Source organism: Actinosynnema pretiosum, from assembly GCF_024171695.1.
Lineage (GTDB): Bacteria > Actinomycetota > Actinomycetes > Mycobacteriales > Pseudonocardiaceae > Actinosynnema > Actinosynnema pretiosum.
Genome location: NZ_JAMTCF010000015.1, coordinates 128,395 through 144,242, shown reverse-complemented (window position 1 = coordinate 144,242; position 15,848 = coordinate 128,395). Strand labels below are relative to the sequence as shown.

Below are 15,848 nucleotides of genomic sequence, written 5' to 3'. Positions count from 1 at the left end.
CCGATGACCCGCACCACCCCCCGCACCGACGGGGCCCCGGAGTTCCCGATGCCCAGGTCGCCCGAGCACCCGTTCGACCCGCCCCCTCGACTCCGGGAGGCGCAGGAGGCGGGCGGCCTGTCGCGGGTGCGCCTGTGGGACGGCAGCACCCCGTGGCTGATCACCAAGCACGCCCACCAGCGCGAGCTGCTGCGCGACCCCCGGCTCAGCGCGGACTTCCTGCGCCCCGGCTACCCCAGCCCGATCCGCATCGAGGACAAGTCGACGTTCATCAGCAGCTTCCCGCTGATGGACGACCCCGAGCACAACCGGCAGCGCCGGATGGTCCTCGGCCCGTTCACCGTCCGCAAGGTGGAACGCCTGCGCCCGTTCGTGCAGCGGATCGTCGACGAGAAGATCGACGAACTCCTCGCGGGCCCCAACCCCGTCGACCTGGTCACCGCGTTCGCGCTGCCCATCCCGTCACTCGCGATCAGCGCCGTCCTGGGCCTGCCCTACTCCGACCACGAGGTGTTCGAGCGCAACAGCGCCGTGCTGATCCGCCAGGACGTGCCCCCGCAGGAACGGGCCGAGGCCAGCGAGGAGCTCCAGCACCACCTCGACCGCGTCCTGGGCGACAAGATGACCCACCCCGCCGACGACCTCCTCTCCGACCTGGGCGCACGGGTGCTGGCAGGCGAGATCAGCAGGCCGGAGGCGGTCGACATGACCGTCCTGGTGCTGGCGGGCGGGCACGAGACCACCGCGAACATGATCGCGCTCGGCACCCTCGCGCTGCTCCAGCACCCCGACCAGCTGGCGCTGCTCCAGGCGGGCGACGACCCCGCCCTCGCCGAGACCGCCGTCGAGGAGCTGATGCGCTACCTGACGATCTCGCACACCGGGATGCGCCGGGTGGCGACCGAGGACGTGGAGATCGCCGGGCAGGTGATCCGCGCCGGTGAGGGCGTGGTGCTGGCGACCTCGATCGGCAACCGCGACCCCGACGTCTACGACGGCGACCCGCACGTGCTGGACCTGCGCAGGCCGGTGAAGCAGCACTTCGCGTTCAGCTTCGGCACCCACCAGTGCCTCGGCCAGTCGCTGGCCCGCATGGAGCTCCAGGTCGTCGTGAACACCCTCTACCGCCGCCTCCCGACCCTGCGGCTGGCGACCACGCTGGAAGAGGTCCCGTTCAAGCACGACGGGATCGTCTACGGCGTCTACGAGCTGCCCGTCACCTGGTGACGCCCGCCCACCGCGCAGACCTCCCGCAAGCCGAACCCGAAAGGCCGTTCCCATGAGCGACACCACGCTGTCCGTGCCCGTGCCCGAGGAGGTCGGCAAGCTCTACGACCAGATCCTGCGGGACGAGCACACCTACGAGCAGTTCGAGAAGTTCAACCACCAGCTGCACATCGGCTACTGGGACGACCCGACCTCGGCCGTGCCGATGCGCGAGGCGGTGGTGCGGCTGACCGAGCTGATGGTCGAGCGGCTGAAGGTAGGCGCCGAGGACCGCGTCCTGGACCTGGGCTGCGGCATCGGCGGCCCGGCCACCCAGATCGTGCGCACCACCGGCGCGCGGGTCGTCGGCGTGAGCATCAGCGAGGAGCAGGTCAAGCTCGCCACCAGGCTCGCGGACGAGGCCGGGGTCGGCGACCGCGCGACGTTCCAGCGGGCCGACGCGATGCGGCTGCCGTTCGAGGACGAGTCCTTCGACGCGGTGATGGCCCTGGAGTCGATCCTGCACATGCCGTCCAGGGAGCAGGTCCTGTCCGAGGCGCGCAGGGTCCTGCGCCCCGGAGGCCGCCTGGTCCTCACCGACTTCTTCGAACGCGCCCCGCGCACGCCGGGGATGCACCCCGCGATCGAGGGCTTCTGCCGCACGGCCATGACGACGATGGCGGACGTGGACGACTACGTGCCGATGCTGCACCGGGTGGGCCTGCGCCTACGAGAACTCCTGGACATCACCGAGCAGACCATGGAGCGCACCTGGCGGGAGACCCTGGAGATCGTCAGCCAGAACGACCGCCCGGTCGACTTCGACCTGGCGGAACTGTTCGGCGTGGACGAGTTCGGCTGCCTGCTGGTGGCCGCCGAGCGCCCGTGAGGCCCGTCCCCGAGGCCGTGGGCCGCCTGTACGACGACCTGCTGGAGGCCGAACTGGAGGGCGGCGCAGCCGACCCGAACCTGCACATCGGCTACTGGGACCCCCCGGACTCACCAGCGCCACGCGCCGAGGCGGTAGTGCGCTTCACCGACGAGCACGTCCGCCGCCTGCACGCAGCCCCAGGCGACCGGGTGCTGGACATAGGCTGCGGCGTAGGCGGCCCAGCCCTGCGCGCGGTGGACCTGACCGGCGCCCACGTGACCGGAATCAGCATCAGCGCCGCCCAAATCACCCACGCGACCCACCTGGCCAAGTCCGCAGGCCACACCAACAACACCAAGTTCCTCCACGCGGACGCGATGGCCCTCCCCTTCCCGGACTCCTCGTTTGACGCGGTCATGGCAATCGAGTCCCTGATCCACATGCCCGACCGCGAACAGGTCCTGAACGAGGCAAGGCGCGTACTGCGCCCAGGCGGCCGACTGGTCCTCACCGAACTGTTCGAACGCGCCCCAAGACCCACCCACCGCCACCCGGCGATAACCGAATTCTGCCGAGCATCAATGGTGTCCCTGCCCAACGCAGACGACTACGTCCCGATGCTGCACCGAGCAGGCCTACGCCTACGAGAACTCCTGGACATCACCGACCACACCGTCCAACGCAACTTCCGCGAACTGGCCGATCTGGTAGACGACGCGGAAGGCCTCCTGTTCCACCCGCGCGACCTGGTGGGCGTCCCAGAATTCGGCTGCTTCCTGGCAGTGGCCGAACACCCATAACCACGCGGTGGCGTCCCCACGGACGCCACCGCCTCGCGGGCTGCGGGGCGAGCGCAGCGAGCCCGCAGCCAGCCCATCCCGCGTCCCTCTTCTCCGTGTGGCCTGGCGCAGCCCGAGCGCAGGTGTCAAGACGCCGCCGCACTATCCGGCAGACCGCACAGTCAAACGGCGTCTTGACGCCTGTGCTTGCCTGAAAGGAGGCCACACGGAGAAGAGGGACCCGGACCACCGCAGTGGTAAACCGGCACCGAGCACCAACAGCCACCGGCCGACAGAGCCCGTGTCCCCTCTTTTTTGGAGGTCTGCCCCGCCGGCGAGGCGAGCTTGTGGCTTGTAGCTCTTCAGCTCTTCCCCTCCCCCTCCTTCTCCCCTCCCCCTCCCCCCTCCCCTCCACTCTCGATCTTGTGGTCTGAACACCCCCACGCCCCCACTACGATCCCCTCATGGGGGCTCTGATCATCGCGCTAGTGCTGCTGCTCGTCTTCCTCGTGCAACTCAAGCGGGAACCCAGACGACTGGGCAACGGTGTCTACCTGCTGATGAGCCTGGCGTTCTTCGCCCTCTGGCTGCTCACCCTCGCCACCCCCCAGACCAGGACCCTGGTGGTAGGCGCGGTAGTCCTGATCGCCCCGGTGTTCGTCACCGTCATCGCCCTCTTCCTCATCGCCAACGGCGTCACCCTGCTGCGCCGCGAGGGCTTCAAACCAGGCAACGCCCTCTCCTTCGGCGCAGGCACCGCCATCCTGTGCGTCGTGGGCGGCCTGCTCCTGGTCCTGCTCTCCGCCCTGCGCGAAGGCTCTCCCGACCCCTGGGTGCTGGCAGCAGCCGGTTCCCTGGTCCTCCTGGCCGGCTACCTGGGCTTCGCCTTCACCCTCTTCCTGCTCTACTCCGTGCTCTACGGCCGAGTCCGCAAGCGCACCGGCCACACCGCGATCATCGTCCTGGGCGCAGGCGTCCCCGGCGGCCGAGTGACCCCACTCCTCGCAGGCCGCCTGGACCGCGCCCTGAAGCTCTACCGCCGCGCCGCGGCCAAGGGCGCTTCCCCCGTGGTGGTGGCCTCCGGCGGCCAAGGCCCGGACGAACCAGCCTCCGAAGCCGAGGTCATGGCCAACTACCTCCGCGAACGCGGCATCCCGGACGAGGCCCTCCTGGAAGAACGCGAGTCCACCTCGACCTGGGAGAACCTCCGCCTCTCCTCCGCCCTCCTCGCCGAACGCGGCGTAACCGGCAGACTCCTGGTGGTCACCAGCAGCTACCACGTCCCCCGAGCCGCGATCCTCTCCCGCCGCGCAGGTCTGAAGGCAGACGTCCGAGGCGGCCGAACCGCCTGGTACTTCGTCCCCAACGCCTTCCTCCGCGAGTTCGCCGCCCTCCTGGTCCAGTACCGCACCCTCAACGCCCTGGCAGCCTGCACCGCCCTGTCCGTCTTCCCGCTCCTGGCGTACGGCGTCTAAAAGCACGACCCGACAGACCGACCGGACGCCACGTCACAGGTCCAGCGGCGCCGACCCGAAGGCCACGTTGAACCGGTCGCACCACACCACGACGCTGCGCAGCCCCGACAGGTCCACGTCCTCCGGGATCGGGTAGTTCTGGTTGCCGTCGGTGGCCTTCATCGGACCAAGCGGCAGGTAGCGCCCGTCGTCGTACTTGCCCCACTCCCCACCAGCGGTCGCGTCGGAAAGCCAGATGTGCAGGTCGGGCCCGTCCGAGGTGGAGAACCCCTCCAGCCGCAGCACGCGCGCGGCCCCGCTGCGCAGCACGGTGGCGGTGCCCCGCGTCTCGTGCTCCTGGGTGACGAACCCACCCGTGGCCAGCACCGTCGGCTGCTCGACGGTCGCCGACGACGTCCCGGCGGGCGCGGAACCGGCGCTCGCCTCCCCCGAACCGCCCACCGCCGCCGCGCCGGTCGAGGTGGTGAACCCGGCGGGCAGCGCCTCGTCCGCCTCGCTGCGCGTCCACAACCGCCACGGCTGGAACACCCACAACCCGACGATCGCGGCCACCACCACGACCCCCGTCACCGCCCAGACCGCTCTCCCGCGCAACGGACCGCGCACCACGTCCCCTTCCCCCTCCGACGAACCAACGCCGCACCGACGCCGCACCGACGCCCGGTCGGCGCTCTCCCCGCCACAATGCCGGCGGCACGGCGGTCGCGGGGACCCGCAGGCCACCGAATCCCCCGCGATCGCGGCCGAGCACGGCCTGCCCACCGCTCGGGCACCCGCAGCGCCGCGCGGGCCGCGACCAACGACTAGGCTGCGCACCGGGTTGAACAGCCAGCCCACCGCAGTTCAGACGATCAGGACGAGAGGAACGGGCCGGTGTCCGGACTGGATGCAGCCGCGGTGGTCAGGGTGGGTTCCAGCGCGGTGCGGGGCGTGCCGGTGCTGCACGTCGCCGGGGAGATCGACATCAACGTGGCCGACGTGGTGCGCGAGGCGCTGCTGCCGTGGTTGGCCGGGCTGCGCGCGCCCGCCGTGCTGGACCTGACGGGGGTGCGGTTCATGGCCTCGGTCGGGCTGTCGCTGCTGGTGGAGGCGGTCAGGCGCAGCGAGGTGCCCCTGGCGCTGGCCACCGACCAGCGCGGGGTGCTCAGGACGCTGCAGCTGACCGGGATGAGCGCGCTGCTCCCCACCCACCCCACGCTGGACCTGGCCGTCGACGCGCAGCTCGGGGCCGACCTGAGCGGGATGCCCAGCACGGCCTGACCACCCACCGGTCTGCGGGCGACCTGTCCGCAGACCCCCAGCACGGCGCCGAGGGGGACGAGATCACAGCTGGTCGAGGACGCGGTCCGGGTTCGTGCGCGACGCCGCCGGTCGACGTTGGCCGTCCGGCGGCGGTCGCGCCACCGTCGCCCCGAGGCGCGGGAGCGGCGGCCGTCACGGGCGGGGCGGAGAACCCGACCGCCGAGGCGGCGCTGGACCTGGTGGGCCGCCCGCCGCTGGCCGAGGTGCGCCGCTGGACCGGGGCGCTGCTCGTGGACGCGGACGAGGAGGCGGCCGACGACGTGCTGCTCGTGGTCAACGAGCTGGTCGCCAACGCCTACGACCACACCACCGCCCCGCTCGCGCTGCGCGTCACGACCACTCCCGAGCACGTGCGCGTCGAGGTGGAGGACGGCTCCCCCGACCCGCCGCGCCCGGACCTGACGGCGGGCCTGCGCCAGATCGGCACGCGCGGCCGGGGCCTGCTGCTGATCCGCCAGCTGACCGACCGCTGGGGCAGCACGCCGCTGCCGGGCGGGAAGGTGGTGTGGGCGGAGCTGCCGAACGTGCCTGCGAGCTGAGCTGCGGCCCGAGGGCACGCGGGCGGTGCTCCCCGCCCGCGCGTCGACGTCCGGCCGAGGCCGCAGTGGCGCTACCAGCGGCGCACGAAGCCCCGGAACCCCCCGAGCAAGCCCCACACGCACCCCTCAGCGCCCGCCCTCACCACTTCATTCCACACCCACCCGTGGAAGAACGCCTGCTGCGCCGCTCCGCTCAAAGCGCCTAGAGCGCACCCGCGCAGGGCATTCGCCATGACGAAGGTGAACGCCACCACGAACGCACCGAGGACGACCGCGGGATCGGCGGTGATCGGGTAGGCGACCGGCTCGCCCCAGTGGTTCACGATCAGGTCGACGCCGGACGCCCCGTCGGTGAGGAACTGGGTCCACACGCGGTTGCCACGAGCGTTGAAGGCCCACGGCGCTTGGATGATCCCCTGCCCCTGCGGAGTGGAGACGATCAGATTCCCACCCTTGTCCTTGACGGTGGAAGACCCTTCCGGCAAATCGAGTTCGTAGTGGTACTCCTCCGGCGCGGCAGAACCATTGATCACGGTGAGCAGGCGCACGGCGCCTTGTTCATCAGCTTGGACACCGTTGGCGTGCGTCGTTCCGGTGGGATAAGCGACGATGCCCGGCGCAACCGAAACGCCGCCGGGCGAGGCGGCTCCCGGATCGGGCAGTTCGAGTCCCAGGTCCAGCCGCGCGCCGGATTGGCCCTCCGACGACACCCGGACGACGCCGTCAGCGGCACGGGGGATGTCGACCGTCGTCCCCGAGTTGATCGTGACCGCGACGGAATCGGCATCATCGCTGGCCACGACTCCTGCCGACGCTCTCAGGAGGTCAAGCGGCACCGCGTCGATCGCGGCGGCCACCACGTTCGCCGGAGTACCTCCAGCCGCCACCGCCTCGGACGACCCGCTCACCAGCAGAACGACGACCAGAGGGGCCGCCACGAACAGGTCACGCCTTTTCCCCATGCGTCCGCCTTATTTTGCGCCAAGGTCACGTCCTGCCCACCCGAGGCAGAACAGGGAAAAAGTATCGCACCGCAAGCGCGCCGTTAACTAAAAACCCCCTTCCGGGCGAACTCAACAAAATAGGTGCGCATTGAATGCGACCGTCGAAATGCGGTCGACGAAAGATGGGAAGCTCCGCGCTCCTTGCCGCTGCCCCACAGCCTCGCAGCGGTCCGGCCGTCCGCCTGCCGCAGCACGTCGCCCCACCCCTCACACGTCCCGCCGCAGCAGGTCCTCCTCCGTCTCCCGCCGCACCAGCACCCGCGCCACCCCGTCGCGCACCCCCACCACCGGCGGCCTGCCCACCGCGTTGTAGTTCGACGCCAGCGCGTGGTGGTACGCCCCCGTCACCGGAACCGCCAGCAGGTCCCCCGCGCGCACGTCCACCGGCAGCGGCACGTTCTCGGCGAGGACGTCGCCCGCCTCGCAGTGCCTGCCCACCACCGTCACCGGCGCCCGCCGACCGCCCCGGCCGACCAGGCGCACCGCGTACCGGGCCCCGTACAGCGCGGGCCTGGGGTTGTCGCTCATGCCACCGTCCACGGCCACGAACACCCGCGTCGTGCCCCGCTTCACCGCCGCCACCCGGTACAGCGTCACCCCCGCGCCCGCCACCACCGACCGCCCCGGCTCGACCAGCAGCCTCGGCACCGGCACGCGCCGCAGCGCGCACTCGTGGCTCAACGCCACCCGCACCCGGTGCGCGAACCCGCCCAGGTCGAACTCCCCCTCCCCCGGCAGGTAGGGCACCGCGAACCCGCCGCCGAGGTCCAGCTGCTCGACGCGCACCCCGCACGAGGCGATCAGCCCGACCATCCGCCGCGCCGCCTCCTCGTACACCGCGACGTGCCGCACCTGCGACCCGACGTGGCAGTGCAGCCCGACCAGCCTCAGCGACGGGTGCTCGACCACCCGCAGCACCGCCTCCAGCGCGTCCCCGCCCGCCAGGGAGAAGCCGAACTTCTGGTCCTCCACCCCGGTCGCCACCGCCCGGTGGGTGCGCGGGTCGACACCGGGGGTGACCCTGACCAGCACGTCCTGCGGCCCCCCGGCCAGCGCGCCCAGCTGCTCGATCTCGTCGAACGAGTCCACCACCACCCGCCCGACCCCGTACCCGAGCGCGGCCTTGAGGTCCTCGGGGGTCTTGACGTTGCCGTGCAGCAGGACGCGCTCGGCCGGGAACCCGACCGACCGGGCGATCGCCAGCTCGCCCGCCGAGCACACGTCCAGCGACAGCCCCTCGTCCGCCACCCACCGGTACACCTCGCGGCACGGCAGCGCCTTGCCCGCGAACACCACCTCCGCCTCCGGCAGCACCTCCCGGAACCCGCGCGCACGCGCCCGGACCGTGCCCTCGTCGAGCACCTGGCAGGGCGTGCCGAACCGGGCGGCGAGCTCGGTCGCGGGCACCCCGCCCAGCAGCAGCTCGCCCCGGTCCAGCCGGGTCCCGAGGGGCCACAGCCCCGCCTCCAGCGCCGGTTCGCCGGTCATGCCGACGCTGGGCAGCAACTCCGCGAGTGTCATGCCCGCCAGCACACGCCCGAACCCCGCCGGGCGACAGCGGCGCGTACGCGTTCCCAACGGTGCGCGACGCCGGATTGACGCCGCCCTGATCCGCCGGGGGTCCGCCCGCGAATTCCCCCGAACCGCGACCGCACGGCGATTTTGATGCTTTTTTTACGCCCTCCCACCGCGATATTCACTCCTCCGGACCGCACGGGGACGTTGACTTCTCATGCCCGACGCCGTGATCTCCGAGGAGAGACCCCGAATGTCCGAAACACCGGTTTTCGCCGTTCCACCCAGGGTGGAAAGCCCGGTACGCCCGGCCGCGCCCGCGAACCGGGTGGGGCGCTGGCTGCTGGAGCACCGGGTGCAACCGGCGGGACCCGCGGGCACCGACCAGCACAGCACGCCGCAGGCGTGGTGGAAGGTCATGTGCCTGACCGGCGTCGACTACTTCTCGACCCTGTCCTACCTGCCGGGCATCGCGGCGCTGGCCGCCGGGGCGGTCTCGCCGCTGGCGACGCTGCTGATCGTCGCGCTGACCCTGTTCGGGATGCTGCCCATGTACCGGCGGGTCGCGCACGAGTCGCCGCACGGGCAGGGCTCGGTGGCGATGCTGGAGGACCTGCTGCCGTTCTGGCGCGGGAAGCTGTTCGTGCTGGTGCTGCTGGGCTTCGTGGCCACCTCGTGGATCATCACGATCACCCTGTCGGCGGCGGACGCGTCGGTGCACGCGCTGGAGAACCCGCACGCGCCCGCGTTCCTGCACGGGCACGAGGTGCTGGTCACGGTGGTGCTGCTGCTCGTGCTGGGCGGGGTGTTCCTGCTCGGCTTCACCGAGGCGGTCAGCGTCGCGATCCCGCTGGTGGCGGTGTTCCTGCTGCTCAACGCGGTGGTCGTGGTGGCGGGCGTGCTGGAGGTGGTGGCGAACCCCGCCGTGCTGGACGGCTGGTTCGCGGCGCTGACCTCCACCGGCGGCGGCGGGGTGCTGGGCGTGGTCGGCCCGGCCCTGCTGGCGTTCCCGCTGCTCGTGCTCGGCCTGTCCGGCTTCGAGACCGGCGTCAGCATGATGCCGCTGGTGGCCGCGAAGGGCGCCGACGACGCCGAGCGCCTGGCGAACCGCATCCGCAACACCCGCAAGCTGCTCACCGCCGCCGCGCTGATCATGTCGGTGTACCTGGTGGCGACCAGCTTCGTCACCACCCTGCTCGTGCCGGTCGAGCAGTTCCGCCCCGGCGGCGAGGCGAACGGGCGCGCGCTCGCGTACCTGGCGCACGAGCTGATCGGCGAGTGGGTCGGCACGGCCTACGACATCAGCAGCGTGCTGATCCTGTGGTTCGCGGGCGCGTCCGCGATGGCCGGGCTGATCAACATCGTGCCGCGCTACCTGCCCGCGTACGGCATGGCCCCGGACTGGACCCGCGCGGTCCGCCCGGTCGTGCTGGTCTACACGGTGATCTGCGTCGGCATCACGGTGATCTTCCAGGCCGACGTGGACGCCCAGGCGGGCGCGTACGCGACCGGCATCCTGGCGATGATGGTGTCGGCGTCGGTGGCGGTGACCCTGTCGGTGGCGCGCGCCCGGCGGCGGGGCGCGGCGACGGCGTTCGCGGTGCTGACCCTGATCCTGGTGTACGCGCTGGTGGAGAACGTGATCGAGAAGCCGGACGGCATCACGATCTCGTTCGTGTTCATCGTCGGCATCATCGCCGTCTCGCTGGTCTCGCGGATCTCGCGCACCACCGAGCTGCGCGTGGAGCACATCGAGTTCGACGAGACCGCGCGCAGGCTCATCACCGACTCGATCGCCCACGACGGCGCGCTGACCGTGATCGCGAACCGCAGGCAGGCCGGTGACGTGGCCGAGTACGCGGACAAGGAGGCCGAGCAGCGCGGGGTCAACCCGGTGCCGGGGCAGGCGGACGTGCTGTTCCTGGAGATCGACGTGGTGGACCCGTCGGACTTCAGCGACGTGCTGGAGGTGCGCGGCGTGGAGGTGGGCGGCCACCGGGTGCTGCGCGCGGACAGCCCGGCGGCGCCGAACGCGATCGCCGCGATACTGCTGGCGCTGCGCGACTGCACCGGGGTGCGCCCGCACTGCCACTTCGCGTGGAGCGAGGGCAGCCCGCTGGGGCACCTGTTCCGCTACCTGCTGGTGGGGCGCGGCGACACGGCCCCGGTGGTGCGGGAGATCATCCGGGCGCACGAGTCCGACCCGGAGCGCAGGCCCGGCATCCACGTGGGGGCCTGAGCGGGCACGGCGACGGGGTGGTCCACGTCGGCGGCGTGATCCAGGTCAGCGGAGTGCTCCCGGCCAGCGGAGCGCTCCCGGCCTGCGGAGTGGCCCAAGCCTGTGGGGTGCTCCTGGGCGCTGCGGCGGCCGATCGCGCGGGCGTGGTCGGCGAACCGCTCGCAGTGGCCGCTGAGCAGCGCCGCGTCGACGGCGGCGGGCACGCCGTGCCGCCAGGCGCGGTGCTCCAGCACCGGGAACAGCGACTCGTGCAGCGCGTCGACCTGCGCCTCGGCGCGGGCCAGCTCGCGCTCCAGCGCGGGACCGCCCTCGCGCACCAGGCGCGCGGCGATCCCGGCGGTGGCGGCGGCCAGCGCCCCGAGCCGCTCGAACCGGTCGCGCAGCACCTCGGGCAGCACCGGCTCGGGGTGCCTGCGCAGCACCGCCTCGGCCACGTGCCGGGCCAGGTCGCCCATGCGCTCGGCGTCCTCAACGCCGCGCAGCACGGCCAGCACGGACCGCAGGTCGCCCGCGACCGGGGACTGGGTCGCGAGCAGCACCTGGCCGCCGTGCCGCGCGGCGCCCCGCGCCCGGTCCAGCTCCCGGTCGCCCGCGACGACCCGCCGGGCCAGTCCGGCGTCACCGTCCAGCAGGGCGCGGGTCGCGTCCAGCAGCGCCCGCCCGGCCAGGTCGCACATGGCGGCCAGGTCCAGCACCAGCGCGTCCCGCCGGTCGTGGAACACGTCGCGCATCGCTCTCCCTCGGAGGATCGGATCGGAAGGCCCCGATCCCATCCGGGCGCGCGCCCCGGCGACAAGCCCGCGCCCGCCGAACTTGCGCTTTCCTCGCGCCACCGCCCGCCCGCGTCAACGCCACCCGGTCACCGTCCGCAACGAAGATCACCCGAAACCACTCCCCCGTTCGTGACCTGCACTGATACCCAGATCACCCCGCCCGTCAACGACGCGTAAATCCCCCTGTTCACCCCGTCAAAGACCCATCAGCAACCCGCTCACGCCGTTTCCCCCGATGCACCCTTCTGGCGTCGCGGTCCCCACGAACGGGGGCCGCTCGAAGTGGGGAAGGGAGCACGCTCATGGCCGACCTGGCCTACGCGTCGCTGCTCGTCGCTGTGTTCGGACTGCTCGCCCTCGGGGTGCGCGGACTGGAGCGGCTCTGATGGGCGGCACGGGAGTCGTGGCCAACGCCGTCGGTGGCGTGCTGGCCCTGCTGCTCATCGGTTACCTGTTCGTCGCGCTGATCAGGCCGGAGAAGTTCTGATGTCCTCGACCACGGCGGGCCTGCTCCAGGTCGGCCTGCTCATCGTCGCGCTGGCCGCCGCCTACCGGCCCTTCGGCGACTACATGGCCCGCGTCTACACCGACGCGAAGCACACCAAGGTCGAACGCGCGCTCTACCGCGTCGCCCGGATCGACCCCGAGTCGCAGCAGCGCTGGGGGACCTACGCGCAGGGCGTGCTCGGGTTCTCCTTCGTCGGCGTGGTGCTGCTCTACGTGATGCAGCGCGTGCAGCCCTGGCTGCCGTTCGACCACGACCGGGGCGCGGTCACGCCCGGCATGGCGTTCAACACCGCCGCCTCGTTCGTGGCCAACACGAACTGGCAGTCCTACGTCCCGGAGACCGTGCTCGGCCACACCGTGCAGATGGCCGGGCTGACCGTGCAGAACTTCGTCTCCGGCGCGGTCGGCATGGCCGTCGCCGTCGCGCTGGTGCGCGGCTTCACCCGCGCGGGCACCGACCGGCTCGGCAACTTCTGGGTCGACCTCACCAGGGGCACCCTGCGAATCCTGCTGCCCGTGTCGTTCGTGTTCGCCATCGTGCTGGTCGCGACCGGCGTGGTGATGAGCCTGAAGGCAGGCGTGGACGTCGACGGCCAGCAGGTCGCCATCGCCCCGGCCGCCTCGCAGGAGGCCATCAAGGAGCTGGGCACCAACGGCGGCGGCATCTTCAACGCCAACTCCGCCCACCCGTTCGAGAACCCCAACGGCTGGTCGAACCTGGTCGAGGTCTTCCTGATCCTGCTGATCCCGGTCTCGCTCACCCGCACCTTCGGCACCCTGGTCGGCAACCGCAAGCAGGGCTACGTGCTGCTGAGCGTGATGGGCGCGCTGTGGACCGCGATGCTCGCGGTGATCTGGGCGGCCGAGGCGCACGGCCTGCGCCCCCTGGAGGGCAAGGAGCTGCGGTTCGGCATCCCCGGCAGCGCCCTGTTCGCCAACACCACCACCGCCACCTCCACCGGCGCGGTCAACGCCATGCACGACAGCCTCACCGGCCTGGGCGGCGGCGCGACGCTGCTGAACATGCTGTTCGGCGAGATGACCCCCGGCGGCGTCGGCACCGGCCTCTACAGCATCCTGGTGATGGCGGTCATCGCGATGTTCCTGGCCGGTCTGATGGTCGGCCGCACCCCGGAGTACCTGGGCAAGAAGCTCGGCCGCCGCGAGGTGACCTGCGCCGCGCTGTCCATCCTGGCCATGCCCGCGCTGGTGCTGGTCGGGGCCGGGATCGCGGCGGTGCTCCCGTCGACCGCCGGGTACCTGAACAACCCCGGCGAGCACGGCCTGTCCGAGATCCTCTACGCCTACGCGTCGGCCTCGAACAACAACGGCAGCGCGTTCGCGGGCATCACCGTCACCAGCGACTGGTTCCAGTCCTCGCTCGGCGTGTGCATGCTGCTCGGCCGGTTCGTCCCGATCGTCGCGGTGCTGTGCCTGGCGGGCTCGCTCGCCGCGCAGAAGCGCGTCCCGCAGACCGCGGGCACGCTCCCGACCGACAGCCCGCTGTTCGCCTCGCTGCTGGTCGGCGCGATCGTGCTCGTCGCCGCCCTCACCTTCGTCCCCGCCCTCGCCCTCGGCCCCATCGCGGAGGCACTGCTGTGACCACCACCGACACCCCGCAGCTCGCTCCGCAGGAGACCGGGCCCGCGCCGAAACCCGTCCCCACGGGCGTGTTCTCCCCGCGCCAGCTCCTCACGTCCCTGCCGGACGCACTGCGCAAGCTCCACCCCCGCCACCAGCTCCGCAACCCCGTGATGTTCGTGGTGTGGGCGGGTTCGGCGCTGGTCACGGTCTTCGCGGTCACCGACCCGAACCCGTTCACGATCGCGGTCGCGCTGTGGCTGTGGTTCACCGCCCTGTTCGCCAACCTGGCCGAGGCGGTCGCCGAGGGCAGGGGCAAGGCCCAGGCGGACTCGTTGCGCAGGACCAAGACCGACGCGCTGGCCCGCCTCACCGACGGCCGCACCGTGCCGGGCACCGAGCTGAAGGTCGGCGACCTGGTCGTGGTCGAGGCCGGTGAGGTGATCCCCGGCGACGGCGACGTGGTCGAGGGCATCGCCACCGTGGACGAGTCGGCGATCACCGGCGAGTCCGCGCCGGTGGTGCGCGAGTCCGGCGGCGACCGGTGCGCGGTCACCGGCGGCACCACCGTGCTGTCCGACCGGATCGTCGTGCGGGTCACCAGCAAGCCGGGCGAGACCTTCGTGGACCGGATGATCGCGCTGGTGGAGGGCGCGCAGCGGCAGAAGACGCCGAACGAGATCGCGCTGACGATCCTGCTGTCCACGCTCACGATCATCTTCCTGCTGGCGGTGCTCGCGCTCCAGCCGTTCGCGGTGTACTCCGGCGGCGAGCAGTCGGTGATCGTGCTGACGGCGCTGCTGGTGTGCCTGATCCCCACCACGATCGGCGCGCTGCTGTCCGCGATCGGCATCGCGGGCATGGACCGCCTGGTGCAGCGCAACGTGCTGGCCACCTCGGGCCGCGCCGTGGAGGCGGCCGGTGACGTGGACACGCTGCTGCTGGACAAGACCGGCACGATCACCTGGGGCAACCGCCGCGCCACCGAGCTGATCCCGGCTCCCGGCGTGACGCTGGACGAGCTGGTGGACGCCGCCCGGCTGTCCTCGCTGGCCGACGGCACGCCCGAGGGCCGCAGCGTGGTCGAGCTGTGCGCGACCGGGCACGGCCGCTCCCCCGAGCCCACCGACGCGGAGAAGACCGGCGAGTTCGTGCCGTTCACCGCCCAGACCAGGATGAGCGGCATCGACCTGGACGGCCGCAGCGTCCGCAAGGGCGCCGCGACCGCGTTCACCCTCACCGACTCGGTCAAGTCCACCGTGGACGAGATCAGCGGCGACGGCGGGACCCCGCTGGTGGTCGCCGACGGCGAGCGCGTGCTCGGCGTGATCCGGCTGTCCGACGTGGTCAAGCCGGGCATGCGGGAGCGGTTCGCCGAGCTGCGCGCCATGGGCATCCGCACGGTCATGGTCACCGGCGACAACCCGTTGACCGCCAAGGCGATCGCGGCCGAGGCCGGGGTGGACGACTACCTCGCCGAGGCCAAGCCCGAGGACAAGATGGCCCTGATCCGGCAGGAGCAGGAGGGCGGCAAGCTGGTCGCGATGACCGGCGACGGCACCAACGACGCCCCGGCGCTGGCCCAGTCCGACGTGGGCGTCGCCATGAACACCGGGACCTCGGCCGCCAAGGAGGCCGGGAACATGGTGGACCTGGACTCCGACCCGACCAAGCTCATCGAGATCGTGGAGATCGGCAAGCAGCTGCTGATCACGCGGGGCGCGCTGACCACGTTCTCGGTCGCCAACGACCTGGCGAAGTACTTCGCGATCCTGCCCGCCATGTTCGCCGCCATCTACCCGCAGCTGGACCAGCTCAACGTCATGGGCCTGGCCACGCCGCAGTCGGCGATCCTGTCGGCGGTGATCTTCAACGCGCTGATCATCGTGGTGCTGATCCCGCTGGCGCTGCGCGGCGTGCGCTACCGGCCGTCCAGCGCGAGCTCGCTGCTGCGGCGCAACCTGCTGGTGTACGGCGTCGGCGGCATCATCACGCCGTTCATCGGCATCTGGCTCATCGACCTGCTCGTCCGCCTCATCCCCGGAATCGGGTGAACT

The 15,848-nt window shown here is 71.7% G+C and carries 14 protein-coding genes; 10 read left to right on the top strand and 4 right to left on the bottom strand.

Features of this window, described 5'->3' with window-relative positions; genetic code table 11:
• The first annotated feature begins 3 nt into the window (after positions 1-3).
• The 4 genes from LV78_RS28335 (at position 4) to LV78_RS28320 (ending at position 4,331) form a co-directional block, all read left to right on the top strand.
• Positions 4-1,227 (top strand): cytochrome P450, encoded by a 1,224-nt coding sequence (locus tag LV78_RS28335; protein ID WP_253848722.1) that lies wholly within the window; start codon positions 4-6, stop codon positions 1,225-1,227.
• Between the two features lie 52 nt (positions 1,228-1,279).
• Complete coding sequence (locus LV78_RS28330; protein ID WP_253848721.1) at positions 1,280-2,095, top strand: SAM-dependent methyltransferase; 816 nt, start codon at positions 1,280-1,282, stop codon at positions 2,093-2,095.
• Complete coding sequence (locus LV78_RS28325) at positions 2,092-2,877, top strand: SAM-dependent methyltransferase (RefSeq protein WP_253848720.1); 786 nt, start codon at positions 2,092-2,094, stop codon at positions 2,875-2,877. Before LV78_RS28330 ends, LV78_RS28325 begins: the two co-directional genes overlap by 4 nt.
• A 443-nt stretch (positions 2,878-3,320) precedes the next feature.
• On the top strand, positions 3,321-4,331 hold the full coding sequence (locus LV78_RS28320; RefSeq protein ID WP_253848719.1) for a YdcF family protein: 1,011 nt from the start codon (positions 3,321-3,323) through the stop codon (positions 4,329-4,331).
• A gap of 33 nt (positions 4,332-4,364) precedes the next feature.
• On the opposite strand, the gene LV78_RS28315 is transcribed toward LV78_RS28320, so the two are convergent.
• The gene (locus LV78_RS28315; RefSeq protein WP_253848718.1) at positions 4,365-4,925 is read right to left on the bottom strand and encodes a DM13 domain-containing protein; all 561 of its coding nucleotides are present in this window, start codon (positions 4,923-4,925) and stop codon (positions 4,365-4,367) included.
• A 279-nt stretch (positions 4,926-5,204) separates the two neighbouring features.
• On the opposite strand from LV78_RS28315, the gene LV78_RS28310 reads away from it, so the two are divergent.
• Both LV78_RS28310 and LV78_RS28305 read left to right on the top strand, forming a co-directional pair.
• Entirely contained in the window at positions 5,205-5,591 is a 387-nt protein-coding gene (locus tag LV78_RS28310; protein ID WP_253848717.1) for an anti-sigma factor antagonist, read from the top strand.
• Between the two features lie 221 nt (positions 5,592-5,812).
• Positions 5,813-6,172, top strand: coding sequence for an ATP-binding protein (locus LV78_RS28305; protein ID WP_253848716.1), 360 nt, complete (start codon positions 5,813-5,815; stop codon positions 6,170-6,172).
• Between the two features lie 71 nt (positions 6,173-6,243).
• Here the strand turns inward: LV78_RS28305 and LV78_RS28300 are convergent, their stop codons facing one another.
• Positions 6,244-7,134: a hypothetical protein gene (locus LV78_RS28300; RefSeq protein WP_253848715.1), complete on the bottom strand. Its 891-nt coding sequence runs from the start codon at positions 7,132-7,134 to the stop codon at positions 6,244-6,246.
• A 249-nt stretch (positions 7,135-7,383) separates the two neighbouring features.
• Positions 7,384-8,697, bottom strand: a complete 1,314-nt coding sequence (gene lysA, locus LV78_RS28295) for a diaminopimelate decarboxylase (protein ID WP_253848714.1) — start codon at positions 8,695-8,697, stop codon at positions 7,384-7,386.
• Positions 8,698-8,944: 247 nt separating this feature from the next.
• Between lysA and LV78_RS28290 the strand changes: the two genes are divergently transcribed.
• Complete coding sequence (locus LV78_RS28290; RefSeq protein WP_253848713.1) at positions 8,945-10,930, top strand: APC family permease; 1,986 nt, start codon at positions 8,945-8,947, stop codon at positions 10,928-10,930.
• Here LV78_RS28290 and LV78_RS28285 read toward each other — a convergent pair.
• On the bottom strand, positions 10,825-11,661 hold the full coding sequence (locus LV78_RS28285; protein WP_253848712.1) for a phosphate signaling complex PhoU family protein: 837 nt from the start codon (positions 11,659-11,661) through the stop codon (positions 10,825-10,827). The genes LV78_RS28290 and LV78_RS28285 overlap by 106 nt on opposite strands.
• 427 nt (positions 11,662-12,088) lie before the next feature.
• Here LV78_RS28285 and kdpF point away from each other — a divergent pair, with 427 nt between their 5' ends.
• The 3 genes from kdpF to kdpB are packed head-to-tail and all read left to right on the top strand — an operon-like array spanning position 12,089 to position 15,845.
• Entirely contained in the window at positions 12,089-12,190 is a 102-nt protein-coding gene (kdpF, locus tag LV78_RS28280) for a K(+)-transporting ATPase subunit F (protein WP_015802029.1), read from the top strand.
• On the top strand, positions 12,190-13,812 hold the full coding sequence (kdpA, locus tag LV78_RS28275) for a potassium-transporting ATPase subunit KdpA (protein ID WP_253848711.1): 1,623 nt from the start codon (positions 12,190-12,192) through the stop codon (positions 13,810-13,812). The genes kdpF and kdpA overlap by 1 nt, the downstream gene beginning before the upstream one ends.
• On the top strand, positions 13,809-15,845 hold the full coding sequence (kdpB, locus tag LV78_RS28270; RefSeq protein WP_372495003.1) for a potassium-transporting ATPase subunit KdpB: 2,037 nt from the start codon (positions 13,809-13,811) through the stop codon (positions 15,843-15,845). The genes kdpA and kdpB overlap by 4 nt, the downstream gene beginning before the upstream one ends.
• Positions 15,846-15,848 lie beyond the last annotated feature (3 nt).

Bases quoted from the DNA above. Each gene is read 5' to 3' on its own strand.
- LV78_RS28335 (WP_253848722.1), top strand. From the start codon at position 4: ATGACCCGCACCACCCCCCGCACCGACGGGGCCCCGGAGTTCCCGATG.
- LV78_RS28330 (WP_253848721.1), top strand. From the start codon at position 1,280: ATGAGCGACACCACGCTGTCCGTGCCCGTGCCCGAGGAGGTCGGCAAG.
- LV78_RS28320 (WP_253848719.1), top strand. From the start codon at position 3,321: ATGGGGGCTCTGATCATCGCGCTAGTGCTGCTGCTCGTCTTCCTCGTG.
- LV78_RS28300 (WP_253848715.1), bottom strand. From the start codon at position 7,134: ATGGGGAAAAGGCGTGACCTGTTCGTGGCGGCCCCTCTGGTCGTCGTT.
- lysA (WP_253848714.1), bottom strand. From the start codon at position 8,697: ATGACACTCGCGGAGTTGCTGCCCAGCGTCGGCATGACCGGCGAACCG.
- LV78_RS28290 (WP_253848713.1), top strand. From the start codon at position 8,945: ATGTCCGAAACACCGGTTTTCGCCGTTCCACCCAGGGTGGAAAGCCCG.
- LV78_RS28285 (WP_253848712.1), bottom strand. From the start codon at position 11,661: ATGCGCGACGTGTTCCACGACCGGCGGGACGCGCTGGTGCTGGACCTG.
- kdpF (WP_015802029.1), top strand. From the start codon at position 12,089: ATGGGCGGCACGGGAGTCGTGGCCAACGCCGTCGGTGGCGTGCTGGCC.
- kdpA (WP_253848711.1), top strand. From the start codon at position 12,190: ATGTCCTCGACCACGGCGGGCCTGCTCCAGGTCGGCCTGCTCATCGTC.